Source organism: Sphingomonas sp. GW821-FHT10F11 (genome assembly GCF_058809095.1).
Genome location: NZ_JBXASH010000001.1, coordinates 1 through 23659, shown reverse-complemented (window position 1 = coordinate 23659; position 23659 = coordinate 1). Strand labels below are relative to the sequence as shown.

General features: G+C 65.6%; 22 protein-coding genes. 10 read left to right on the top strand and 12 right to left on the bottom strand.

Annotated features, from left to right (window positions below):
- Positions 1-79 precede the first annotated feature (79 nt).
- Complete coding sequence (locus AC1RT8_RS00110; RefSeq protein ID WP_493072858.1) at positions 80-391, top strand: hypothetical protein; 312 nt, start codon at positions 80-82, stop codon at positions 389-391.
- Between the two features lie 46 nt (positions 392-437).
- Here the strand turns inward: AC1RT8_RS00110 and AC1RT8_RS00105 are convergent, their stop codons facing one another.
- The 7 genes from AC1RT8_RS00105 to hpnI form a co-directional block, all read right to left on the bottom strand.
- The gene (locus tag AC1RT8_RS00105; protein WP_493072853.1) at positions 438-1841 is read right to left on the bottom strand and encodes a relaxase/mobilization nuclease domain-containing protein; all 1404 of its coding nucleotides are present in this window, start codon (positions 1839-1841) and stop codon (positions 438-440) included.
- Positions 1838-2203: a hypothetical protein gene (locus AC1RT8_RS00100; protein ID WP_493072847.1), complete on the bottom strand. Its 366-nt coding sequence runs from the start codon at positions 2201-2203 to the stop codon at positions 1838-1840. The genes AC1RT8_RS00105 and AC1RT8_RS00100 overlap by 4 nt, the downstream gene beginning before the upstream one ends.
- 278 nt (positions 2204-2481) lie before the next feature.
- Positions 2482-3447: a lysylphosphatidylglycerol synthase domain-containing protein gene (locus AC1RT8_RS00095; RefSeq protein WP_493072842.1), complete on the bottom strand. Its 966-nt coding sequence runs from the start codon at positions 3445-3447 to the stop codon at positions 2482-2484.
- A 20-nt stretch (positions 3448-3467) separates the two neighbouring features.
- Positions 3468-4373: a ferritin-like domain-containing protein gene (locus AC1RT8_RS00090; RefSeq protein ID WP_493072840.1), complete on the bottom strand. Its 906-nt coding sequence runs from the start codon at positions 4371-4373 to the stop codon at positions 3468-3470.
- Between the two features lie 10 nt (positions 4374-4383).
- Positions 4384-5229: a hopanoid biosynthesis-associated protein HpnK gene (gene hpnK, locus AC1RT8_RS00085; protein WP_493074651.1), complete on the bottom strand. Its 846-nt coding sequence runs from the start codon at positions 5227-5229 to the stop codon at positions 4384-4386.
- The gene (hpnJ, locus tag AC1RT8_RS00080) at positions 5226-6671 is read right to left on the bottom strand and encodes a hopanoid biosynthesis associated radical SAM protein HpnJ (RefSeq protein WP_493072836.1); all 1446 of its coding nucleotides are present in this window, start codon (positions 6669-6671) and stop codon (positions 5226-5228) included. Before hpnJ ends, hpnK begins: the two co-directional genes overlap by 4 nt.
- Positions 6668-7822: a bacteriohopanetetrol glucosamine biosynthesis glycosyltransferase HpnI gene (hpnI, locus tag AC1RT8_RS00075; RefSeq protein ID WP_493072834.1), complete on the bottom strand. Its 1155-nt coding sequence runs from the start codon at positions 7820-7822 to the stop codon at positions 6668-6670. Before hpnI ends, hpnJ begins: the two co-directional genes overlap by 4 nt.
- A gap of 248 nt (positions 7823-8070) precedes the next feature.
- Between hpnI and hpnA the strand changes: the two genes are divergently transcribed.
- Genes hpnA through AC1RT8_RS00040 form a run of 7 tightly spaced genes read left to right on the top strand, consistent with a single transcriptional unit; the run spans position 8071 to position 15753 of the window.
- A complete protein-coding gene (hpnA, locus tag AC1RT8_RS00070; protein ID WP_493072831.1) occupies positions 8071-9072 on the top strand; it encodes a hopanoid-associated sugar epimerase in 1002 nt (333 codons plus the stop codon).
- A complete protein-coding gene (locus AC1RT8_RS00065) occupies positions 9069-10202 on the top strand; it encodes a glycosyltransferase (protein ID WP_493072827.1) in 1134 nt (377 codons plus the stop codon). Before hpnA ends, AC1RT8_RS00065 begins: the two co-directional genes overlap by 4 nt.
- Complete coding sequence (hpnC, locus tag AC1RT8_RS00060; protein ID WP_493072822.1) at positions 10202-11041, top strand: squalene synthase HpnC; 840 nt, start codon at positions 10202-10204, stop codon at positions 11039-11041. Before AC1RT8_RS00065 ends, hpnC begins: the two co-directional genes overlap by 1 nt.
- Positions 11038-11877: a presqualene diphosphate synthase HpnD gene (gene hpnD / locus AC1RT8_RS00055; protein ID WP_493072821.1), complete on the top strand. Its 840-nt coding sequence runs from the start codon at positions 11038-11040 to the stop codon at positions 11875-11877. Before hpnC ends, hpnD begins: the two co-directional genes overlap by 4 nt.
- Positions 11856-13118 (top strand): hydroxysqualene dehydroxylase HpnE, encoded by a 1263-nt coding sequence (hpnE, locus tag AC1RT8_RS00050; RefSeq protein WP_493072818.1) that lies wholly within the window; start codon positions 11856-11858, stop codon positions 13116-13118. The genes hpnD and hpnE overlap by 22 nt, the downstream gene beginning before the upstream one ends.
- 8 nt (positions 13119-13126) lie before the next feature.
- Entirely contained in the window at positions 13127-15079 is a 1953-nt protein-coding gene (gene shc / locus AC1RT8_RS00045) for a squalene--hopene cyclase (RefSeq protein WP_493072817.1), read from the top strand.
- The gene (locus AC1RT8_RS00040; RefSeq protein ID WP_493072815.1) at positions 15076-15753 is read left to right on the top strand and encodes a phosphorylase family protein; all 678 of its coding nucleotides are present in this window, start codon (positions 15076-15078) and stop codon (positions 15751-15753) included. The genes shc and AC1RT8_RS00040 overlap by 4 nt, the downstream gene beginning before the upstream one ends.
- Here the strand turns inward: AC1RT8_RS00040 and hpnH are convergent.
- Both hpnH and ispH read right to left on the bottom strand, forming a co-directional pair.
- Positions 15741-16886, bottom strand: a complete 1146-nt coding sequence (gene hpnH / locus AC1RT8_RS00035) for an adenosyl-hopene transferase HpnH (protein WP_493072812.1) — start codon at positions 16884-16886, stop codon at positions 15741-15743. The two genes, AC1RT8_RS00040 and hpnH, sit on opposite strands and share 13 nt — an antisense overlap.
- Positions 16887-16895: 9 nt before the next feature.
- Positions 16896-17870 carry a 4-hydroxy-3-methylbut-2-enyl diphosphate reductase gene (gene ispH, locus AC1RT8_RS00030; protein ID WP_493072808.1) on the bottom strand — a complete coding sequence of 325 codons (975 nt, stop codon included), beginning with the start codon at positions 17868-17870 and terminating at the stop codon, positions 16896-16898.
- A 225-nt stretch (positions 17871-18095) separates the two neighbouring features.
- On the opposite strand from ispH, the gene AC1RT8_RS00025 reads away from it, so the two are divergent.
- On the top strand, positions 18096-18713 hold the full coding sequence (locus tag AC1RT8_RS00025) for an ABC transporter substrate-binding protein (RefSeq protein ID WP_493072804.1): 618 nt from the start codon (positions 18096-18098) through the stop codon (positions 18711-18713).
- On the top strand, positions 18710-19777 hold the full coding sequence (locus AC1RT8_RS00020; RefSeq protein ID WP_493072801.1) for an MlaA family lipoprotein: 1068 nt from the start codon (positions 18710-18712) through the stop codon (positions 19775-19777). Before AC1RT8_RS00025 ends, AC1RT8_RS00020 begins: the two co-directional genes overlap by 4 nt.
- A gap of 346 nt (positions 19778-20123) precedes the next feature.
- Here AC1RT8_RS00020 and hpnN read toward each other — a convergent pair whose 3' ends face one another.
- The 3 genes from hpnN to AC1RT8_RS00005 all read right to left on the bottom strand — a co-directional run.
- The gene (gene hpnN / locus AC1RT8_RS00015; protein WP_493072799.1) at positions 20124-22727 is read right to left on the bottom strand and encodes a hopanoid transporter HpnN; all 2604 of its coding nucleotides are present in this window, start codon (positions 22725-22727) and stop codon (positions 20124-20126) included.
- A gap of 4 nt (positions 22728-22731) precedes the next feature.
- On the bottom strand, positions 22732-23199 hold the full coding sequence (locus tag AC1RT8_RS00010) for a DUF2141 domain-containing protein (protein ID WP_493072796.1): 468 nt from the start codon (positions 23197-23199) through the stop codon (positions 22732-22734).
- A partial coding sequence (locus AC1RT8_RS00005; RefSeq protein WP_493072793.1) for a transketolase C-terminal domain-containing protein occupies positions 23189-23659 on the bottom strand: 471 nt, incomplete at its 5' end. The genes AC1RT8_RS00010 and AC1RT8_RS00005, both read right to left, overlap by 11 nt.

Genomic DNA, 23659 nt, shown 5'->3' with positions numbered 1-23659 from the left:
GCCTATCCCAAAGGCGTATCCCCCGGTGGCAGCGCCGGAACGGGTTATCCCCGGACATGCAAATGACAGGAGGTCAAGCATGTTCGGCAACGGAAACACATCAGGAAATAGCGGCGGAGCGGCCCCAATCCCCCGCGCGGCGCTATGGCTGTCGATAACGGCGGGAATCGCCATCAGCTTCGTATCGAGCCCCAAGCTCTATGCATGGTCGGTGGATTGGGCGGTCACTAGCGCGGACATGGGTCCGGTGCTGACGTGGATCGGATCGGTCTTCTGGTTTTGCCTTGTCGCGGTCCTAACAGCGACGTTCGCAAATCTCGCGCTCTTGTCCTTCATCATTTTCACGACGTTCTGGGTCGGAGTGATAAGCACGCGGTTCAAGCGATACTGAAAGACCCAAGTGCGGATTTAGAAAGGCGGCCTGCGGGCCGCCTTTTTTATGGCTCCAATCCGAAATCGCGATTGCGTTCAACAGGCGGCGCAGGCTGGCGCTGCTGCTCAGGTGCGCGTTCAATCTGCGGCTGCTGGGATTGAGCGTTCATGAAGGCATCGCGCAAATTCTGCGCCGGGGCCTTTTCCCGTTCGGAAACATGATCCTCACGCTGAACCGGAATCTTTGTCGGTTCAGGAACGTGAATCTCGCGCTGCCGATCAAGATCGCGGTGAAGCTCCAAAACCTTGGCGGCATGAGCATGCCGCACGGCGACAATCTCACGCTGGAGTTCAGCCCGCTCGCGCATTTGCGCAGCCATAAGATCGGCACGCTGCCTGCGGTCGCGTTCCAGCGCTTCCCATGCCTCGCGCTCGTTCTCAGTGCGGACGCGTTGATATTCACCCCGCAAGCGGTCCCACAGTCCAGCAAGACCGGATCGCAGCCGGGAGGCGCGTAGGGCGTTCTCGGCCTCCGCGCGGGCGCGGATTCCAGCGTCGATCAATTGCCGCTCGGTCTTGTGCTGAGAGCCCATTGCGCCGCGCTTCTGGTCGAGTGGCGCAAGCGCCTCGGCCCTGTCGGCATCGGCGCGTTCGATAAATCCCTTGAGCTTGGGAAGGACGATCCCGGCTATATGCGCGTGCGTAGCTTCGACGCTGCGCAAATTCTCGATATCGCCAAGCCGCTCGCGCACCTCCTTGGTGCGCTTGTCCAAGAGCTTGGGAACCGAGAAAATCTCGCCCTCGATGGTCATGGCAACATGACCGCGCTTGTCGCCCTTGGCGAGATAGAGCCCGCGCTGTTCGAGGGCGCGGGCAAACGCTTTGCCGTTGCCGGACACGGCCCAGCTTTCCTGCGCCAGCATTTTGAGTTCGCGCGGATCGCGCCCAACGCGTTTGCATTGCTGCCATTCGGCGAGGTCGAACGTGCGCGGGTCACGCTTCTTCTTGTCGATGAAGCCGGGTGGCAATTCCCATCCCTGTTCGAGATAGATGCCCTTGGCGATCTGGTTGAGCTTGGTCTTGAAGTATGGGAGCGGTTTGACGGTCATCGTCTCGGGGTCGATGCGGGACCATGCCGCATGGCAATGACGACGCGCTTCCTTCTCGTGAAAGATGATGATGCGAGGTTGCCCGGTAAGGCCGTTGGCTTCTTCGATCTGACGGATCGCGTCTTCATATGCCGCGATGCCCGCATTCGAGCCCTGCGGGGCGCTGAGGCTAACGGAGAAGATCGGGAGTTTGGATTTGCAGCTTTGCGCTATGGTTTCCAGTTCGCGCATGGCGTTCGGAACATCCTTGTTCAGAAAGCCGCTCACTTCGTGAACTTCAACGATATCGTTGTCCCGCTCGTTGAGGAGGTGGCGACCCAGCGCCCGCGCATTGCCCCGCGTCGAGCCTTTAAGGATCATTCGCGGCCCCGGGGCCGGATCAGTTTCAACAGCGTCTGGTAGAAGCACTGGATGGTGTTCACCGCCTCATTGATCTGCGCTTGCGTATCCGGGGTAATCGCGAGCGATCCCGAACGGGCGGCATCGGCCAACGCCTGCAAATTCTCTGCAACACGCGAGCGCCCGCTCCGGGCGAGAAGCTGCGCAAGCATGTCACGGTCAACACGGCGGCCCGCGCGGGCATGCCCGCGTTGATCGAACAAAACGGATTTGACGTAGGCACCGAGCGGTATGTTGCCCGCGTCGTGCTTGAGCTGCGCGCGCTCGACCTCCGACAGCCGTATGCAGAACGGCGCGGGGCGCTTCGGTTTCAGGTGTGACATGGAATTCAGGGACGACAAGCGACAAAACCCCGCACCGGATACGGTGCGAGGTATGCGCCTCGACAAGAGGTTGAACGGGGGGTTAGGCCGGGGCCACGCTAAGGACCAAAGGGCTCTGGCAGCTCTGGGTCAGGTGTGAGATATTCTTCGGGAACGTCCTTTAGGACGGCTTCCCACTCGGCGAGGGTCTCGAATAGGTTCGAACTCTCTCCTGCGGGGTGCACCATTTCGAATCGCCAAGATTGCCGCGCCATTGGGCAACGGTACCGCGAGGCCGGTTATTGCTTTCGAGACCCAAACACGACCGCCCGCGCCTCGCCGATTTGCCAGATGATCAATGTCGGCAATCCGATCGCCAGGTCTCGCGCGCGTTTGGCCAAGGATAGCGCCAGCGCAGTTTCCGGCGCCAGGCCGAACAAGGGAGCGGCCAGAGCATAGGCGGCCTCCTGCACGCCGATCGCGCCCGGGACGGCAAACGCAACGCTCCGGAGCGTGAAGATCAGGCTCTCGAGCGACAATGCCGACCAGATCGATATTTCCGAGCCCATCATTCGCAATATGACCCAGCCGCCGACTGCGCTGGCGATCCAGCCGGCAAGGTTGAGCGCAAAGGCCAGCGCAACGCGTCCGCGTTGCGTATAGGTATCGCGCAACGCATCGGTGATCCCGGTCATGGCGATGACTGATCCGGGCAGGAAATGCTGGGCAACGCGTCCGGCCAGGCCGAGAACCGGGCGTTGGGCGAAGAAGAACATCACCATCACAGCAACCATGACGCCCGTACCGCCGAGAATGAGCGGGCGCAGCGCCGCCGCCTTTTCGCCCGCCGCGAACAGCGTGATCATCATCGCCAGGCCGAACAGGGTGAAGACGAGCTGTGCGCCCATTTCGGTCGTCATATCGACCACAAGGGACGCGTACACCCGCGACGTCGGGATGCCGGCCGTCGTCAATGTCCGCGTACCGATGACGATGCCACCGATCTGAGAAAAGGGCAGCAGGTCCGATACCGCCTCCCGCACGGCCCGCGCCCAAGCGAACCGGCCGATCCGGCCGAGCGGTTCCCCCGGCGCCGCTGCCAGCCAGGCAGCCCCCAATATCGCGAAGGTGGAGATCGAAATGGCGCAGAAGATCAGGAATCCCCCAATCCCGATCCGTCCCGCGACCGCCAGCACGCTGCCGAACCCGATCGAGCCGAAGACCCAGACCGCGGCGGCCAGCCCTGCCAGAGTCGCGAGCAACATGCCCGCGCGTGCGAAATTGTTCAGGCGGTGTCTCCCTTGCGCCCACCCGCAAGGCGCAGCGCGAGACGCATCATCGCCGGCACGAATCGCGGGCGGATCAGCCGCTCGTCATACGCCGCCAGGCGCCGGTCATTCTCGGCGAGGCAGATCCGGGCGAGCTCGGGAAACGTCACCTCGACCCCAAGCTCCTTCGAGCCATTGAGGGTGAAATTGTTCTCCTGCGCCTTGGTGTTATCGTCGCCCATGCCCTTGGCCATGCTGATCCGTTCGCCGATCAGGAACATCCAGACGATCAACACCTTGGCCTCGAACAGCGGCCGGCGCCACCACGGCATATTGCGCCGCCACCAGGCGACCCAGTTGACGAAGAACAGGATGTGCCGCCCCTCCTCGCGCATCACCGGCTCGAACGTGTCGACCAGTTCCTCGGGGAAGAAGCCCGAATCCTTGGCGAGCTTGAACAGGCCGAAGCCGAAGAAACTGTCGATGCATTCCGAATAACCGGTGCGCATGAAGGCGAATTCGGGATCGCGCGGTCGCTTGTATTCCGGCTCGGGCGCGAGGACGATGCCATAGGCCTGCACCATGTCGGCGAGCACGATCTTGTGCCGGCTCTCCTCGAAGCCGTTCATATCGACCGCCGCTTTGAGCAGCGGATCGCCGATCGCCTCACCAAAGGTCTTCACGTTCATGCCCGCGCGCCCTTCGGTCGCGACGGCGATGTCCCAGATCGGCAGGGAGACGATCTTGTCGCGCGTCTCCGGCTCCAATTTGGGCCAGTCGATCAACGCGGGCCGATAGGGATCATGCGTGTCGAGCATGGTCTGGCAGAACAGCGCGCGATGTTCGCGGCTGCCGAGGCGGATCGGGCCGGCGGGGACCGGCTCGGGCTGGGCGAAGTGTTGGAAGCCGTTGGCGATGTTCATGGCGCGGATCTCAAGCGAAGTCTGTGAAGCTCCCCAGCGCGATGCTGTCGCGCGAGATCGCCTCGCGCGCAAGGGGGTCGGTCAGAGCCACAAGCTCGTCGCGATAGGCATAACCCGGGGCGTGAGACGGATAATGATCGTCGGTGGCCGGGTGCGTGTAGATCTCGGTCAGGCCCTCGGGGAGATGGGCGATCAGCCCGCATATGCGCCGAGTGTCCATCGCGCCCGACCAGGCGAGACCGAACACCTGATCAGGCACGGCCATGCCCGCCGCCCGCATACGTCGCCGGACGAGCAGCGCCCATAGTCGCGCGACGTCCATGCCGCCGGTGCCAGGCTCGATCTTCGCCAGAATGTCGCGCGGTTCGATCGGGGCACGCACCGATTTCATGCCGAAGCGCGGCCCGACCTTCAGAATCGCCGAGGCGATCGTCGGGTGCAGGTGAAAATGCTTGTGCGCGTTGACGTGGTCGAGTGGCAAACCGGTTGCGGCGAAGGCGGCGAACTGCGCCTCGACCTCGGCCAGCAGCTGACGTCGTGCGGCGGACTTCGCGAAGATGGTGACGCCCGCGCCGACCATGTCGGTGCGGAAACGACCGGTCGCATCGATCAGGTCGGGCACCTGCTCGGGCGGCAGGGTCGGGCGGCCTTCGACCAGGACGAGGTGCAGACCGACGCCAAGCCCCGGCATCGTCCTGGCCCGCGCGACGGCATCAGCTGCCGCGTCACCGGAAACCATCAGGCTGGCAGCGGTCAGGATGCCGTCGTGATGGGCGGCCTGGACTGCCTCATTGACCGCAAGCGCCGCGCCGAAATCGTCGGCGGTGACGATCAGGCGCTTCCCTTCCCGGGTCAGGCTGCTTCCTTCCGCCGGCGCAGAAAGTCGAAGAACTCCACGCCCTCGCGCAGGCGGCGCTTCATCATGTCCCAATCGCGCAGCATCTCCGACACGATCGACCAGATCTTGGACGGGCGGAAATAGAAGCGTTTGTAGAATTCCTCGACCTTGTCGAAGATCACGCTCGCCGGCAGGTGCGGATAGCTGAGCTGCGCGATCTGGTTGCCGCCGTCGGTCAGCAGATGGTCGGTGCCGTCGAACCAGCCATTCTCGGTCGCCTGCTTGTACAGGAAGGTCCCCGGATAGGGCGCGGCGAGCGACACCTGTATCGTGTGCGGATCGATCTCCTTGGCGTAGTTGATCGTCTCCTCGATCGTCTCCTCGGTTTCGCCGGGCAGGCCGAGGATGAAGGTGCCGTGGATGACGATGCCGAGTTCGTGGCAATCCTTGGTGAACTGCCGCGCGACATCGACGCGCAGGCCCTTCTTGATGTTGTGCAGTATCTGCTGGTTGCCGCTCTCATAGCCGACGAGCAACAGCCGCAAGCCATTGGCCTTCAGCACCTCGAGCGTCTTCTTCGGCACATTGGCCTTGGCGTTGCAGCTCCACGATACCGGGAAGCCCGGCTTGCCGAAGCCGAGCTGGCCGAGGGCGATCGCCAGCTCCTCGACGCGCGCATGATTGTCGGTGAGCGTATCGTCGTCGAAGAAGATCTCCTTGGTCTCGGGGATCTCCGTCAGGATATACTGCACCTCCTCGATCACCTTGGGGACCGAGCGGAAACGGTAATTATGGCCGCTGATCGTCTGCGGCCACAGGCAGAAGGTGCAGCGGCTCTTGCAGCCGCGCCCGGTATAGAAGCTGACATAGGGGTGGCGGAGATAGCCGCCGAAATATTTCTCGATGGTGAGGTCGCGCTTGTAGACCGGCGAGACCATCGGGAGGACATCCATGTCCTCGATGATCGCGCGATCCTTGTTGCGCACGAACGCGCCGTCGGGCGCGCGCCAGGTGATGCCGTCGACCGTGGCGAGCGGGTTGCCCTGGGCGATCTCGGCAATCGTGAAATCATATTCTTCTCGCGCGACGAAATCGATGTGCGGCGATGCGGCGAGGCTCTTGTCGGGCTCGACAGCCACCTTGGCGCCGACGAAGCCGATCAGGATATTGGGGTTACGCTCCTTGATCAGCGCGGCGGTGCGGATGTCCTGGCCGAAGCTCGGCGTCGAGGTGTGGAGGATGACGAGGTCGCGCTCGTCGAACTCGTGCTTGATATCGTCCCAGCTCTGGTCGTGCGCCGGGGCGTCGATCAGCTTCGAGCCCTCGACCATCGCCGCCGGCTGGGCCAGCCAGGTCGGATACCAGAAGGACTTCACCTCGCGCTTCATCTGATAACGCGCGCCGGCCCCCCCGTCGTAACCGTCGAACGAGGGAGCCTGAAGGAACAGCGTACGCATCATGCGGGAATCTCCGGATCAGCCGAAACGCGGCCGTCATCTGCCATTCTAAGACGTTGTCCGCGCCAATCAACCGATGCGACGAAGAAGCTTGCGACGAATATCGCGAAGCTGAGGCAATCGCGCACCGGCAAGAGCCATAACGGCATGGCCGGTGCACCGGTCCGGCGGTCGACGGCACGGGCGACAATGGCGCGGACGACGAGCGACATCAGGGCGATAGCCAGGCCGACCATGTGCGCCGGAACGAGCGCCGCACCCAGCAGGGCGAGCGGAAACGGCATGCCGATCACCGACCCGATATAGGCGCCCGGCACGACACCGCGCACCGTCGCGCCCCAGCGCAGTTCGTGCCGCCACAGCTCGGCGAAACTGCGCTCGGCCGAGGCATGGGTGACCAGCATCGGCGGTACCGCCACCTTCTGCCCAAGTGCATGGACTGCTTCGCCGATCGCATAATCGTCGGCCAGCACATCGGCGAAACGGATAAAACCGCCGATCCGGTCGAGAGTCTCACGCCGGATCGCGATGGTCGATCCCATGCAGGGGCGCGCCATACCAAGCGCGACGCCGAACACGGCGCCGGGCAGGAACTGGTAACTGAGCCCCGCCGCGCCGAGCCGCGACCAGAAACCCGCATCGCCGCGGCCAAGATAGAGGCAGGTCACGGCCCCGACATCCGGCGCGTCGAGAGCGGCGAGGACTCGAGAGAGGTAATCGGGCGTCGCGACCATGTCGCTGTCGCTCAGCACCAGGATCGGGTGTTCTGCCCTCGCTATCATGTTGACGAGGTTCGAGACCTTGCGATTCGCGCCGTGGCTCGCAGGATCGATCACGAGGTCGATGGCGATATGCGAATATCGGAGGCGCAGCGCCTCCACCACGGCGATGGCGGGGTCGTCGGCGCGCTGGACGCCGCAGAGAAGCTGGATCGGGCCGGCATGATCCTGGTCGAGGAAGCTCGCCAGGTTTTCGAACAGGCGCGGCTCGGCGCCGTGGAGCGGCTTGAGCAGGGTTATGGCATCAGCGCGGGGGGTGGGTGTCGTTTGTCCGGCCATGAAACGCCGGAACACGATCGTTGCGGCGATCATGTAGAGAGTGCCGATCGCACCGAGCGCCAGCAACATCCATCCGATGACGGCACACGCTAGCATTTGGGCGACGGCCCAAAACCCTTCTCCCCTTGTGGGAGAAGGTGGCGCGTAGCGCCGGATGAGGGGGAGTGAGGTTCGGAACACTCGCGAGTGTCCCCCTCACCCTTCCGTCGCTGCGCTCCTCCCTCCCTCTCCCACAAGGGGAGAGGGAATAAGAAGGTCGACCGACTATTCACACCCGCCATTCTACCTCCCTATCGCCGCCCGCGCATCCTGTGTAGAGCGCGATCGAAACGCGCGGAGGCGGGGTGAGCCAGGGTTCGGATGCGGTGCTGGTCACCGGCGTGTCGGGTTTTGTCGGATCGGCAGTGGCGCGGGCGCTCGCCGCACAGGGGCGGCAAGTGCGTGGTCTCGTGCGCGCTACCAGCCCCCGCGCCAATCTCGTCGATTTTCCCGGAACGCTCGTCGAAGGCGATGCCCGCGACCCGGCGGCGATGGCAGACGCGATGCGCGACGTGCGCCACCTGTTCCACGTCGCTGCCGATTACCGGATCTGGGCGCCCGATCCGGAAGAGATCGTCCGCAACAACCTCGCCAGCACGCGCGCGGTGATGGGCGCGGCGCTGGCGGCCGGGGTCGAGCGGCTGGTCTATACGAGCAGCGTCGCCACGCTGAAGCCCGACCCCGCCGGCCCGGCCGACGAGACCCGCGCCGCCACGCCCGAACAGGCGGTCGGCGCCTATAAACGCAGCAAGGTCGTCGCCGAACGGCTGGTCGAACAAATGGTCGCGGAGCGCGGCCTGCCCGCGGTGATCGTCAATCCCTCAACGCCGATCGGCCCGCGCGATGTGCGGCCGACGCCGACCGGGCGGATCATCGTCGAGGCAGCGAACGGCAAGATGCCGGCCTATCTCGATAGCGGGCTCAACCTCGTCCATGTCGACGATGTCGCCGCCGGCCACCTGCAGGCGCTGGAGAAGGGCCGGATCGGCGAGCGCTATATCCTTGGCGGGCAGGACGTGCGGCTTGCCGACATGCTCGCCGCCATCGCGGCGATCATGAAGCGCCGGCCGCCCACGATCAGCCTGCCGCGCGCGCCACTCTTCCCGCTGGCCTATGCCAATGAGGCGCTGGCGCGGATCACCGGCAAGGAGCCGTTCCTCACGGTCGACGGGTTGAAGATGGCGAAGCATCATATGTTCTTCACCTCGGCCAAGGCGGAAGCCGAATTCGGCTATCGCGCCCGGCCCTGGGAAGAGGCGGTGGCTGACGCGATCGCGTGGTTCAGGGATGCGGGGATGATCCGGTGATCGCCTTCGTCATCGGCGGCCTCAGCCTCGCCATCTGGAGCGGGCTGGTCTTCGCGCATGGCGGCTTCTGGCTCGCCCGCGAACGCGACACTCACCAGGTTCCAAAAGACCCGACCGATTGGCCTGAGGTGGTCGCGATTGTCCCGGCCCGTGACGAGGCGGAGGTGATCAGCCGAGCGATTGGCAGCCTGCGCGCGCAGGGCTATCCCGGCCGTTTCCGTATCATCCTGGTCGATGATTCGAGCAGCGACGGCACCGCCGATAATGCCCGCGCGACTCAGGGGCCGCAGGCGCTGGAAGTGCTGACCGGCCAGCCGCTCGCTGTGGGCTGGACCGGCAAGCTCTGGGCGGTTGCGCAGGGCGTCGAGCATGCCGGCTCAACCCCGCGCTATCTCTGGCTGACCGATGCCGATATCGCGCACGAACCCGACACGCTCCGCACGCTGGTCGCGCGCAGCGAGGCCGGCGGGTTGACGCTCGTCTCGCTGATGGCGGAACTGCGCTGCACGAGCCTGGCCGAACGCGCGCTGATCCCCGCCTTCGTCTTCTTCTTCCAGATGCTCTATCCCTTTGGCCGGGTGAACCGTCCGACCGGCCCCGGCGCGGCGGCGGGCGGCTGTATGCTGGTGCGCCGCGATTCGCTGGCGGCGGCCGGCGGCATCGCCGCGATCCGCACGGCGCTGATCGACGATTGCACGCTCGGCGCGCAACTCAAGAAACAGGGGCCGATCTGGCTTGGCCTCACCCATCGTTCGCGCAGTATCCGCGCCTATGACGATGCCGGAGTAATCGCCGCGATGATCTCGCGCTCGGCCTATGCCCAGCTCGGCTATTCGCCGCTATTGCTGGCCGGCACCTTGATCGGCCTTGCACTGGTTTATGGCGCACCGCCGTTCCTCGCGCTGGCCGGCACCGGCTGGCCGCAAATCGCGGGCGCAACCGCTTGGGCGCTGATGGCGATCTCCTTCCAGCCGATGCTGCGATTCTATCGCCGCTCTCCGCTCTGGGGCATTGCCCTGCCGCTGATCGCGGCTTTCTACGCCGGCTGCACCTTGCTATCGGCATGGCAGCATATGCGGGGACGTGGTGGAATGTGGAAAGGCCGCGCTCAGGCATCGGGGGGCCGCTGATGGAGGCCGCCGATCTCGCCTCGGGCAAGGGACATCGCGACGAGAATTTCCCCGTCGCTTCGGTCCTGCTCAAACCGGAACACCGCGCCCCGGTGATGGCCTTCTACCGGTTTGCCCGCGTGGCGGACGACATCTCCGATCACGAGACGCTGCCGGCGGCAGAAAAGCTCGCGCAGCTCGGGCGAATGCGGGCCGGGCTCGACGGCAAGGCGGAGGGTGCGGCGGAGGCGCTCGCACTACGCTCGGTCATGGCCGATCACCGGCTCGATCCCATGCATGCGCACGACCTGCTCGATGCGTTCGAGCGCGATGTGACCATCACGCGGTATGAGGATTGGGAAGGGCTGATCGGCTATTGCCGGCTGTCGGCGATGCCGGTCGGACGCTATGTGCTCGACGTGCATGGCGAGGATCGTGCCACCTGGCCTGCGTCCGACGCGCTCTGCGCGGCATTGCAGGTGATCAATCATCTCCAGGATTGCGCGAAGGATTACCGAACGCTCGACCGCGTCTATATCCCCGCCGAGACCTTCGCCGAGACAGGCGCGCGGATCGAGGACCTCGCGGCAGATCGCGCCACGCCGGCCTTGCGCGCCGCGATCGCCTCCCTCGCAGGCAAGACCCGAATGCTGCTCGACACGTCCGCCGGTTTCTCCACCATGATCGCGGACAGACGCCTCGCTGCCGAGGTCGCGATCATCCAGCGCCTCGCGGTGAGCCTGTGCGGGCGCCTGGAGACGCGCGATCCGCTCAGCGAGCGAGTGCATCACAAGACCTGGGAGGCCGGCTTCCTCGCCGCCGGCGCTGCGGTCGGCAGCCTGTTCCGGCGCGCGGCATGAACCCGGACGCTACCCCCGCCGCCCTGCAGCAGCAGGTTTCGGGCAGTTCTTTCTACGCGGGCATGCGCGTGCTGCCCAAGGCCGAACGCGAAGCGATGTACGCGATCTACGGCTTTTGCCGGCTGGTCGACGATATCGCCGACGACCAGCAGGGCAATCGCGAGGGCCGGATGCACGCACTCGACGCGTGGCGCGCCGATCTCGATTCGCTTTACGCGGGCGGGCCCCCGGGACAGGCGGCGCTGGTCGCCGAAGCCGTGAAACGCTTCGACCTCGACCGCGCCGATTTCGAGGCAGTGATCGACGGCATGGCAATGGACGTCGATCGCGACATCCGCTGGCCGCCCATGGCCGAGCTCGATCTCTATTGCGATCGTGTCGCTTCCGCCGTGGGGCGGCTGTCGGTGCGAATCTTCGGCATGGACGAGGCCCCGGGGATCGAACTCGCCTATCATCTCGGCCGCGCATTGCAGCTCACCAACATCCTGCGCGACGTCGATGAGGATGCGGAGATCGGGCGGGTCTACCTCCCGGTTGAGGCGATCTCCGCAGCCGGTATTCCCCTCACTACCCCTCTCGACGTCGTCGCCGATCCCCGGATCGATTCCGCCTGCCGCTCGCTCGCGGCAACGGCGCACGAGCATTACCGGCGCGCGCACGCGGTGCTCGCAACTCGGCCGCGCGGGCATCTGATTGCGCCGCGCCTGATGGAGGCAGCCTATGCCAAGGTGCTGCAGCGCACCGAGGCGATCGGCTGGAAACCGCCGCGCCACCGGGTGAAGGTGTCCAAGCTGTCGCTGCTCTGGACCGTGGTGTGGCTGTGGCTGACGCGTTGAGCTTCACCCGGGCGACGATTGCCGGTGCCGGTCTGGCGGGGCTTTCCGCCGCGGTGGCGTTACGCAAGGCGGGCGTCGCCGTGTCGATCTCGGATTCAGCGGCGCAGGCTGGCGGGCGTTGCCGCTCCTATCACGATCCGCAGCTCGGCCTGACGATCGACAATGGCAATCATCTCGTCCTGTCGGGCAATCCCGCGGTCGAGCGTTTTCGATCGGCAGTGGGCGTGACGACGGCGCTGGCCGGGCCGGACCATGCGGATTTCACCTTTCACGACCTGACCAGCGCGAAACGCTGGACGGTGCGGATCAATGACGGCGCGATCCCCTGGTGGGTCGCGGTGCCGGCCCGGCGCGTGCCGGGCAGCCGGATCGGCGACTATCTGCCTTTCGCGAAGCTGCTGTCGACCCGCGAGGGCCGGATCGACCAGCGCATCGCCACAAGCGGCCCGACCTGGTCACATCTGCTCGAGCCGGTGCTGCTCGCGGCGCTCAACACGGCGCCTGGCGAATCCTCGACCAAACTCGCCGCCGCTGTCCTGCGCGAGACGATCGCCAAAGGTGGTCGTGCGATGCGTCCCCGCATGGCGGAACCCAGCCTTGGCGCGGCTTTTATCGACCCTGCCCTTGCCTGGCTCGCGAACCAGGGAAGCGCAGTAGTGCTTGGACGTCGGCTTCGCGGGATTGCGTTCGATGGCGACCTGGCAATCGGCCTCGACTGGGGCGCCGGAATGGAACCTGTTGCCACGGATGAAGCGGTGATTCTGGCGGTACCACCCTGGGTCGCTACCTCGCTGGTGCCCGCGCTGCAGGCACCCGACGAATTCCGCGCCATCGTCAACGGGCATTTCGCCCTGCCCGCCCCGGCCGGCGCGCCGCCGATGCTTGGGCTGTTCGGCGGGACGGCGGAATGGCTCTTCGCCTTTCCCGATCGTCTCTCGGTCACGGTCAGCGCCGCCGACCGGCTGGTCGATATGGACCGCGAGGCCCTCGCGCGCACCTTTTGGACCGATATCTGCGCCGCGCTAGGCCTGGATGCGCCGATGCCGGCCTGGCAGATCGTCAAGGAGAAGCGCGCGACCTTCGCCGCCACACCCGAGCAGAATGCCAAGCGTCCGCCCGCCGCGACGCGCTGGCGCAACCTGTTCCTTGCCGGCGACTGGACGGATACCGGCCTCCCCGCCACGATCGAGGGCGCCTTGCGGTCCGGGGAAACCGTGGCGCGCCTCGCGCTTGGGCGATAGGAAGAGGCATGCACCAGAGCTTTTCCGGGATCGGGGAAACGGCGACGTCGCTCGCCACGGTCGAGGCGGCGGTCGATCGCGCGACCGACGCGCTTGCGAAATTGCAACGCGACGACGGCCATTGGGTGTTCGAACTCGAGGCCGATGCGACGATCCCGGCAGAATATATCCTGCTGCGCCACTATCTCGGCGAGCCGGTCGATGCCGCGCTCGAAGCGAAGATCGCCACCTATCTGCGCCGCATCCAGTCGGCGGAGCATCATGGCTGGGGACTGTTCCATGGCGGTGCGTTCGATGTCAGCGCCTCGGTAAAAGCCTATTACGCACTGAAGATGATCGGCGATCCGGTCGACGCGCCGCACATGGCGAAAGCCCGCGCCGCGATACTGGCGGTGGGCGGCGCGGCGGCGGTCAATGTCTTCACCCGCATCCAGCTTGCCTTGTTTGCGGCGGGCCCCTGGTCGACCGTGCCGACCATGCCGCCGGAACTGATCCTGCTGCCGCGCTGGTTCCCGATCCATCTGTCGAAGATGTCTTATTGGGCGCGCACCGTGGTGGTGCCGTTGCTCGTGCTCGGCGCGCTCCAGCCCGTCGCGCGCAACGCGCTCGGGGTAAGGGTCGGCGAACTTTATACCGGCGAGAAGGTCCGCCCCGGCACCAAGGCGGCCGACACCAAATGGCTGTGGACTCACGGCTTCAACGCGCTCGACCGCGTACTCAAGGCCGGCAACGGATTGTGGCCGAAGAAGTTGCGCGCGCGCGCGATCAAGGCTTGCGTGGATTTCGTGATCGAGCGGCTGAACGGCGAGGACGGGCTCGGCGCGATCTATCCGGCGATGGCGAACAGCGTGATGATGTTCGATTGCCTGGGCTATGCCGAGGATCACCCGGCGCGGGCGATCGCGCGGCAGTCGGTCGAGAAGCTGCTCGTGATCCGCGAGGACGAGGCCTATTGCCAGCCCTGCGTCTCGCCGGTCTGGGATACCGCGCTTGCCGCGCATGCGATGCTCGAAGCGGGTGGCGAAGATGCCGAGGCACGCGCCGGCCGCGGGCTCGACTGGCTGAAGCCGTTGCAGGTGCTCGACGTGAAGGGCGACTGGGCGGACGAGAAGCCGGACGTTCGGCCGGGCGGCTGGGCCTTCCAGTACAACAACGCGCATTATCCCGACCTCGACGACACGGCCGTGGTGGTGATGGCGATGGACCGCGCCAAGGCACGCAATGACAGCGAGGCGATCGATCGCGGCGTCGAATGGACCGTCGGCCTGCAAAGCCGCAACGGCGGCTGGGGCGCGTTCGATGCCGACAACAGCTATCATTACCTCAACAACCTGCCCTTTGCCGATCATGGCGCCCTGCTCGATCCGCCGACCTCGGACGTCAGCGCCCGCTGCGTCTCGATGCTCGCGCAGCTCGGCGAGGCACGCGACAGCGACCGCATGCGCGCCGCTCTCGATTTCCTGGCGAAGGAACAGATGCCCGACGGAAGCTGGTTCGGGCGCTGGGGGGTAAACTATGTCTACGGTACCTGGTCGGTGCTGTGCGCGCTCAACGCGGCGGGTTTTGCGCCGGACGAACCGATCGTCGCGAAAGCCGCCGACTGGCTCGCCCGGATCCAGAATGCGGACGGCGGCTGGGGCGAGGACTGCGAGAGCTATGCACTCGATTATGCCGGCTACACCCCTGCCCCCTCGACGGCATCGCAAACCGCCTGGGCGCTGCTGGGGCTGATGGCGGCGGGCGAAGTGGATTCGCCGACCGTCGCGCGCGGCGTGGCCTGGCTCGCGGCGAACCAGGAGGCGGACGGGCTCTGGGGACAGGAAATGTACACCGGCGGCGGTTTCCCGCGGGTCTTCTATCTGCGTTATCACGGTTACCCGAAATACTTCCCGCTCTGGGCGATGGCGCGCTATCGCAACCTGAAGCGCTCCAACACGCGTCAGGTCGCGTACGGGATGTGACGCTGGTCGTCGCCTGCGGGCTGAAGCGCGAGGAGAGCATCATCGACCGGCCAGGCCGGGATGTTTTCGTGGTAGTCGGCGGCGGTGATGCTGCGCGGCTCGACGCAGAGCTCGACGACATGACGGCGATGTTTCCCGGGATCGTCGTGTCGAGCGGGCTGGCAGGTGCCCTCGACCCGGCGCTGCAGCCGGGAGACGTGGTGATCGACGGTCATCGTGGATTGGTCGCACGGCTTCAGGCTATCCTGCCGCATGCCCGGATCGGCGCCGTTGTCGGCAGCGACACCATCGTGGTGACGGCCGCGGAAAAACAGACCCTCACCGATCGCACCGGCGCCATCGCGGTCGATATGGAAACCCACGTCGCCAGACGGGTCGCCGCCCGCAGGAACCTGCCGTTCGTGGCGGTGCGGGTGATCTCGGACGATGCCGGATCCACCCTCCCCCCGGCCGCGCTGGTCGGGATGAAACCGGATGGAAGCATGGCGCTCCGCGCCGTGCTGTGGTCGCTGGCCCGCCAACCCCGCCAGCTACCCTCCCTGATCCGCACTGGCGATCAGGCCGGGCGCGCCTTCAAGAGCTTGGAGCGCACGTTCGCGGCGATCGCTGCGGGCCATTTCGACCGCATCTCGCCCGAACACCTGCCTCCCGACCCTGAGGATTACGAGGCCTGAACCACGTGTTTGGCGGCCTTGGGGTTGGCGGCGCGGATGATCTCGAGTTCCCGCTCGACATGCGATGAGTGCACGTTCTGCGCCGGGCGCTGGTTGCTGATATCGATATCCGGCGCCATCGGGCCGGTCGTGCGCACGCCCTTGCGGCCGATCGCGAACATCTTGAGCGGATGGCGGATCGAATCCGTCGCAGCCGTGCCTTCAAAGCCGCAATGGACCATGCAATCGGCGCACTTCTCGTACTTGCCGACGCCGTAATCGTCCCACTCGGTGCCTTCCATCAGCTCCTTGAAGCTCTTCACATAGCCTTCGCCGACCAGGTAACACGGCTTCTGCCAGCCGAAGACGGTGCGCAGCGGCATCGACCAGGGGGTGCATTCATAGCTCTGGTTGCCGGCGAGGAAGTCGAGGAACAGCGGCGAGTTGGTGAAGGTCCACTTCTTGCCGCCATCGCCCCGCGCGAACACGTCGCGGAAGAACTGCTTGGTGCGGGTGCGGTTGAGAAAATGCTCCTGGTCCGCCGCGCGCTCATAGGCATAGCCGGGCGAGATCGTGATCTCGACGCCGCGCTTCTCCATCTCGTCGAAGAAAGCGGCAAGGCGCTCGGACGAGGCACCGTCGAACACCGTGCAATTGACCTGGACTCGGAAGCCCTTCGCCTTGGCCAGCTCGATCGCCTCGATCGCCACCTCATAGGTGCCGTCCTGATCGACCGCGTGGTCATGCATGCCCTTGTCGCCGTCGAGGTGGATCGACCAGGTGAAGAAGGGCGACGGCGCGTAATCGTCGATCTTCTTCTTGAGCAGCAGCGCGTTGGTGCACAGGATCACGAACTTCTTCTTCGCGATATAACCCTTCACGATCTTCGGCATGTCGCGATGCAGCAGCGGCTCGCCGCCCGCGATCGACACCGCCGGCGCGCCGCATTCGTCGATCGCCTCCATGCACTGATCATAGCTCAGCCGCTGATTGAGGATCGCATCGGGATAGTCGATCTTGCCGCACCCCGGGCAGGCGAGATTGCAGCGCAGCAGCGGCTCGAGCATCAGCACCAGCGGATAGCGGCCGCCCTTGATGTGCTGCCTGACGGTGTACGCACCGATGCGAACGAGCGGGGAAAGAGGCAGGCTCATGGAATCGTCCTATTCGGCCGCGGCGGCGCGCGGCATTACATTTCTCAGCTCGGGCGGGAGGCTGAACTCGATATTTTCCTCGACGCCGTCAAGCTGCGAGACCTCGATCGGGCGGAGCCGAGCCAGGGCAGCGATCACATCGTCGACAAGTTCGTCCGGTGCCGACGCGCCGGCGGTGATGCCGACCGCATCGATACCGCTCAGCCATGCCGGATCCACACCATCGCCATCCGCCACGAGATAACTCGGCAGGCCCATTTCCACGCCAATCTCGCGCAACCGGCTGGAATTGGAGCTGTTCTCCGCGCCGACCACGATCAGCAGCTCGCTGACCCGCGCGAGATCGCGCACGGCAGTCTGGCGATTCTGCGTGGCGTAGCAGATGTCCGAAACGTCCGGGCCCTGCACATCGCTGAAACGCTCGTTGAGCGCCGCGATCACACTGCGGGTATCGTCGACGCTGAGCGTCGTCTGGGTGACATAGGCGATCGGCGTATCGATCTCGAGCGGCAGCGCCTCGACCTCGGCCTCGGTCGACACGAGATGGATCGGCGCATCGACCTGCCCCATGGTGCCCTCGACCTCGGCGTGACCGGCATGGCCGATCAGCACGAGCGTGCGCCCGGCCTTGGCGTAGCGCCGGCCCTGCACATGGACCTTGGTGACGAGCGGGCAGGTCGCATCGAGCACCGGCAATTCGCGCAGCTTCGCCTCGTCCTGCACCGAACGGGCGACTCCGTGCGCGCTGAAAATGGTCGGCGCGCCGGCCGGAATCTCCGCCAGATCCTCGACGAAAATCGCGCCCTTGCTCCGCAGCTTGTTCACGACATGGCGATTATGGACGATCTCATGCCGGACATAGACCGGCGCCCCGTGGAGATCGAGGGCGCGTTCGACAATGTCGATAGCTCGTACCACCCCCGCACAGAAACCCCTCGGCTTCGCGAGGATCACCCGCAATGGAGCACTTTTTTCGGCGGTCATCAAACCCGTGTCCAGCCCCGTACTAGTTTCACACCAGCCCCCGGTCGACGATATCCTTCGCCGTTGCGGTAGGAAGATAGCGGTGCGGTAGCCGAAGAAAAAGGTGTAAAAGCGGCACGGATGTTAGGAACCTGGCCGTTTCGACGGGGCGATGCACGCCAGAGGGTGGATTTTGCGGCGCGGCGCCGATAGACGGGCCACGGGGCAGAATGGAACGAACCGAACATGCGAACCCCTGTCCCGCCTTTCATCCCCTCCCTCATCGTCGCCGCGCTGATCGTGCCGGCACCCGCCGCCCTGGCCCAGGCCAACGATCCGGCGCGTGCCCCGGTACAGGCGCTTTGCGATGGCCTGGTCTCGATCATGAAAGGCGGCAAAACGATGGGCGTGCGCGGCCGCACGGCGGCGATCGGCCCGGTCGTCGACCGGGTTTATGAGGTGCCGCTGATGACCCGGCTGACGGTCGGCGCCGGCTGGAACGGGATCGCGCCGGCGGATCAGACCGCTCTGGTCGCCGCCTTCCGGCGAATGGTGATCGGCCAATACGCCACCAATTTCGATTCCTTCTCCGGCGAGAAATTCACCATCGACGCCAAGGTCGAGACCCGCGGAACCGACAAGCTGGTGAAAACCAGCCTGGCCCAGACCGGCGAGGCGCCGATCCCGATCGCCTATCGCCTGCGCGCGAGCGGCGGCGGCTGGAAGATCATCGACGTCTATTACCGCAATTCGATCAGCCAGCTTGCCACCCGCCGCTCCGATTTTTCCCGAGTGCTGGCGACGGGCGGGGCAAAGGCGCTGATCCGCCATCTCGACGAACTGGCTGCCAAGGGCGGGAATTGAGTCTCGGCTTCGTCCTGCCGACGGTAGCGCTGCTAAGCGCGGCGCCGGAAGAGCCCGCGGCGCGGCCCGCGCCGATCGCGCAGGTTTCGGCCGCGCCCGAGCCGCAGCAAGCGGCGCCTGCACCTCGGTCGGAGCCGGCTGCAGCCGCTCCAGACTATTCGATGGACCCTTTGCCCGCACCGCTGATCGATGCGGCCAGAGCGCCGGCGACGCCAGGTCCAGAGTCCATCAAGGGTTTTGACCGAACGCCTGGCGATCCGCTGGAGAATTTCAACCGACGCATGTTCTCGGCATTCCAGAGCACCGACCGGAAATTCATCCGGCCGGTCGCGATGGGCTACAAGCATGTCGTGCCCAAGCCGGTGCGGTCGGGCATCCGCAACGTCCTGAGCAATCTGGGCGAGCCGATCGTCTTCCTGAACGACCTGCTCCAGCTCAAGCCGGGCCGGGCGATCAAGACGTTGGTGCGCTTTGCGGCCAATTCGACCATCGGCATTGGCGGCCTGGTGGATGTCGCCGGGACGCCTGGGGTCAAGCTGCCGCACCGAAGCAACGGCTTCGGCAACACGCTGGCCTATTATGGCGTGGGGCCAGGGCCCTATCTTTTCCTCCCGTTCGTCGGCCCGACCACGCTCCGTGACCTGATCGGCGGCCAGGGCGACGGCTTCGTACTGCCGGTCGCGATCGGCAATCCCTTCGACCGCTGGCAATATCAGGTGCCCAAGGGCGTGATCAGCGCGCTCGACCAGCGCGCTGAATCGGATGCCGACATGAAGGCGCTGCTCGACGGCGCGGTCGACCCCTATGCTACACTGCGGTCAGTCTATCTCCAGAACCGCGCGGCCGAGATCCAGGAACTGCACGGCCGTGGCGCGACGACACAGGGCGTCAACCCGCTCGAAGATCCGCTGAGCGACCCGGCATCGGGCGCGGCAAGCCCCTTGGATGACCCGTTGAGCGATCCTGCAAAACCCACGCCGGCCGTCGAGGCGGTTCCTGCCGGGCAAACCGCGGCTCCCGCGACCGACAAAGCCGATCCTCTCACTGATCCGGCACAGCCCTGAGCGGAACCCCGCCCGCTCTTGCTCCTGGTCAGGCTCAATTCAAAAGTCCGCAAGGCGCGCGCACGGTTCAAAACTGCTCTTTGATATCGTAGACACTGCAAAGGACCGCTCGTGACGGCTGAATGTCGGACGATTCTTCGTGCCCTTTTGACCGGTAACAGCGGAAAATCGCGCTCATTTCGCGCCATTTTTCCTCTGTTATGCGTAACAGGGAAAACCGGCGGTAAGCCATTGTAAATGGATGAAGAATTCGCCGTCAAAATCCAACTTAACAGCGGAAGAAAAATATTCGACCATTAACGCTGGCGAATCGCTTTTCCAGCCCGCGTATCCCAGGCCTCTGGTTTCAGGTCAGGACCGGTTCCGCCTCGTCTTTCTCAGCTGGCGGGCCAAGCAGGGCCGGTTCGAACACCAGCGCGCAGATCAGCGTCCAGATGAGCGAGATCATCAGGATCTTGCCCATGCTCGCCGTACCCGGATGGTGCGACAGCCACAGGCTGCCGAACGCCGTTCCCGTGGCGAGCGCGCTGAATAGCACCGCGCGGGCAAGGCTCGATTGGAGCAGCCCGGTTGCGCCGCCCCGCCACGCCATCACGAAATAGATATGGAAGGCGACGCCGACGCCGAACAGCAGCGGGAAGGCGATGATATTGGCGAAGTTGATCGGCTGGCCGATCAGCACGCAGGTGGCGAGCGTCAGGAAGATCGACAGGATCACCGGCGCCAAAGTGAACATCACTTCGCGCAGGTTGCGCAGCACCGCGAGCAGCAACAGGCTGACCAGCACGAAGGCGATCACCCCGGCCTGCACGAACGCGCCGGCCACGGTGAAGGCGGCCGCCTGAGTCGCGACCGGCAGGCCCGAGATCGCCGGCGTCACCGTCGCCACCGCGGCCCGGAAACGTTTGATCACCTGATTGTCGTTGCCGTCGCCCTTGGGGAAGGCCTGAAGCCTCGCGCGGCCATCGGGGGCGATCCAGTCGCGGACCATGTCGGCCGGCAGGCTCTCGCGCGTGACCGGTTCGGCCTGGAGCGCGGCACGGACCTGATCGAGCATCACCGTCAGCGGGCGGGAGAGCATCGCGTTCACCTCGGCGCGCTTGGCCGGCGTGGCCGAGGCCAGCCGCTCGAATGCCGCCCCAAGGCGTCGCGCATCCGCCACGCCCTGCCCCGCGCCGCCTATCGCCTTCAAACGACCCGATACCTGGCGCAGCGAGGTCACCAGCGCAGCATCATCGGGCGGTGGCGCGATGTCGAATGGGTTGAGCGTCAGGTCGAGCAGTACCGATGCGTCCTGGATCAAGGCGAGCTTGGCAGGTTGGTCCTCGGGCACGAAGCTGTCGACCGAGATCACCTGTTTCACCTCGGGCAGCGCGGACAGGCGCTTCACCAGCCCCGCCGCGGCCTGTGCGTTGGGTGCAAGCACGTCGATCGTGTTCGGCGTGCGGTCGGGGTCGCGGGTCAGATCAGTCAGCGCCTGCATCGAAGGCGCCTTGGGATCGCGCAGATGGAGCGGGTTGAAGTCAAAGACGACCCAGGGGAGCAGCGCGATGCTCACCACCATCGACGCGCCGAACGCCCAGAGCACTGCCTTGCGACGCCGTTCAAGGAAGCGATCGGCTGGGGCGAATTGCGCGAAGCCGACCTCGCGGCGCGGCGCGCCGGGGCGCAGCAGCAGGACCAGGGCGGGCAGCAAGGTCACGCTGAACAACAGCGCGATCACCATGCCGAGGCCAGCGATCACGCCCAGCTCGGCGATGCCGATATAGGCGGTGGGCAGGAAAGCGCCGAAGCCGAGGAACACCGCGCCTGCCGCCAGCAATAGCGGCGCGCCGAGCGCGGTCGCGGCTCCCTGCAGCGCCGCGGCGGGCGCAAGCCCCGTCACGCGTTCGGCATTGTAGCGCACGCAGATCTGGATGCCGAAATCCACGCCGAGCCCAACGAAGAGGGGAATGAAGGCGACCGAGATCAGGTTGAGCCGCCCGACCGCGGCCAGCCCCACGGCAAGGGTGACGACCAGCCCGAGGATGATCGTACCGAAAATGGCCGCGACCAGCCTGACCGATCGAGTCGCGAACCACAGGGTCACCAGCATGGCCCCGAGCATCACCATGCCGACCGCGCCGATATTCTCCTGCAAGGTCGCGAATTCCTCGTCAGCGAGCGGCACTTCGCCGGTCAGGCGAACCGATACGCCGTGCGCGGCATCGAGCTGCAGCGCTGCGGCAGCGGCATGGACCGCGTCGCTCGCCGCCTCGCCCGGCATCAGCGCGCTGTGATCGAGCACCGGCTGGGCCAGGATCAGGCGGCGCTTGGGCAGACTGAGCGGCCCTGCCCCAGTCGCGAACAATTGCTGCCACGAGAACCAGGCGGGTTTGCCGTCGAGCGACCGCTCGGTCGCCTCGGCCAGCGCGCGCATCGGCCGGTCGATCTGGTCGAGCGTCGCTGCCTTCGCCTCGACTCCATCGAGCATCGTCGACAGCGCGCCGTTCACCCCGCGCAACGACGGATCGGCGGCGAGCGGTCCAAGCATCGGCTGCGCCTCGATCAGGGCGGCGGTCGCCTGACGGACATCCTCGCGCGACCCGAACAACAGCCCTTCGCGCGCGAAGAAGTCACCGCCGTCCGGCCGGCGCACCAGCCTGAAATGCGCCTTGTCCTCCCCCAGCGCGACCGTCAGCTTCGCTGCGGCATCCTCGGCCAGCTCGGGTGTCTGGCCGTCGACCACCACCACCATCACGTCACGCAGTTGGGGAAAGGCGGCTTCCATCGCCCGTTCCTGCTTGCGCCAATCGATATCGGGCGAGATCAGCGCCGCCGTGTCGGTCGTCATGTCGAACCGCGCGGCCGTGAAAAGAAGGGCTACGCCCGCCAGCACCACGGACAGCAACAGGGTCTGCCAGGGACGACGGATACTGATCGCAACCAGGGTGGGAATGGGCGACCGCATCCGCTCAGCGCGCCTTTGCCGGCCCGGAAGCCCCCAGGAAATAGCGCATCCTCAGGCCGATCGCCTGTTCCTGCCCATCGAAGGCGAATACCGCGTCGGCCCATTTCGGCGGCCCGAGGCTGATCCGGGCATCGTTCGAAAAACCCACGCCTTCCTTCGGGATGCCGAAAAGCGCGCGATCGACCTTCTTGTTGCGGTTTTCGTCATGAAATACCTGCGCCGCATAGCGTCCGGCGGGCAGGCCGTGGACAGTGACCAGGGTGACACCGGCATGGGCAGGCGCGTCCCCGGCATAGGGGCAATCGTCCTTCAGGAACTGAGCCTGGGGGCAGATATCGACATGGACCACGCCGGCCGAATTCCGGACATTGTCGACCCGGATCGTGAGCGTTCCATTGGGCGCAGGCGCCGCTGCCGCAACCCCGAACCCGATCAGCATGGCGAAGGATGCTCGCACCCGCTTAAACGACATCGCGCCTGGCTTCCTCGACGACGCCGCCTGAGTTGTGTCGGAGTGCCTTGAGGACGGTGTCGACGATGGCGTCTGCATCGAGGCCTGCTTCGGCATATTGCTTTTCGGGCTTGTCCTGGTCCTGGAAGATATCGGGCAGGCGCATGGTGCGGATCTTGAGCCCGGCATCGACCAGCCCGGTGTCGCTGGCGAGGGTCAGCACATGAGCCCCGAGCCCGCCGATCGATCCCTCCTCGATCGTCACCGCCACCTCATGCGTGGTCAGCAAGCGGCGGATCAGCGCCTCGTCGAGCGGCTTGACGAAGCGCAGGTCGGCGACCGTGGTGGACAGACCCCGCGCATCGAGCGCATCGGCTGCCCTCAGCGCCTCGCCCAGCCGCGTGCCGAGCGACAGGATCGCGACCTTGTGCCCCGTGCGCACGATACGGCCCTTGCCGATCTCGAGCAGTTCGGGCGTCTC

Excerpts from the sequence above, each read along its gene's own strand:
- AC1RT8_RS00110 (WP_493072858.1), top strand. The coding sequence starts at position 80 with ATGTTCGGCAACGGAAACACATCAGGAAATAGCGGCGGAGCGGCCCCA.
- AC1RT8_RS00105 (WP_493072853.1), bottom strand. The coding sequence starts at position 1,841 with ATGATCCTTAAAGGCTCGACGCGGGGCAATGCGCGGGCGCTGGGTCGC.
- AC1RT8_RS00100 (WP_493072847.1), bottom strand. The coding sequence starts at position 2,203 with ATGTCACACCTGAAACCGAAGCGCCCCGCGCCGTTCTGCATACGGCTG.
- AC1RT8_RS00095 (WP_493072842.1), bottom strand. The coding sequence starts at position 3,447 with ATGTTGCTCGCGACTCTGGCAGGGCTGGCCGCCGCGGTCTGGGTCTTC.
- AC1RT8_RS00090 (WP_493072840.1), bottom strand. The coding sequence starts at position 4,373 with ATGAACATCGCCAACGGCTTCCAACACTTCGCCCAGCCCGAGCCGGTC.
- hpnJ (WP_493072836.1), bottom strand. The coding sequence starts at position 6,671 with ATGATGCGTACGCTGTTCCTTCAGGCTCCCTCGTTCGACGGTTACGAC.
- hpnI (WP_493072834.1), bottom strand. The coding sequence starts at position 7,822 with ATGCTAGCGTGTGCCGTCATCGGATGGATGTTGCTGGCGCTCGGTGCG.
- hpnC (WP_493072822.1), top strand. The coding sequence starts at position 10,202 with ATGGAGGCCGCCGATCTCGCCTCGGGCAAGGGACATCGCGACGAGAAT.
- hpnD (WP_493072821.1), top strand. The coding sequence starts at position 11,038 with ATGAACCCGGACGCTACCCCCGCCGCCCTGCAGCAGCAGGTTTCGGGC.
- shc (WP_493072817.1), top strand. The coding sequence starts at position 13,127 with ATGCACCAGAGCTTTTCCGGGATCGGGGAAACGGCGACGTCGCTCGCC.
- hpnH (WP_493072812.1), bottom strand. The coding sequence starts at position 16,886 with ATGAGCCTGCCTCTTTCCCCGCTCGTTCGCATCGGTGCGTACACCGTC.
- ispH (WP_493072808.1), bottom strand. The coding sequence starts at position 17,870 with ATGACCGCCGAAAAAAGTGCTCCATTGCGGGTGATCCTCGCGAAGCCG.
- AC1RT8_RS00025 (WP_493072804.1), top strand. The coding sequence starts at position 18,096 with ATGCGAACCCCTGTCCCGCCTTTCATCCCCTCCCTCATCGTCGCCGCG.
- hpnN (WP_493072799.1), bottom strand. The coding sequence starts at position 22,727 with ATGCGGTCGCCCATTCCCACCCTGGTTGCGATCAGTATCCGTCGTCCC.
- AC1RT8_RS00010 (WP_493072796.1), bottom strand. The coding sequence starts at position 23,199 with ATGTCGTTTAAGCGGGTGCGAGCATCCTTCGCCATGCTGATCGGGTTC.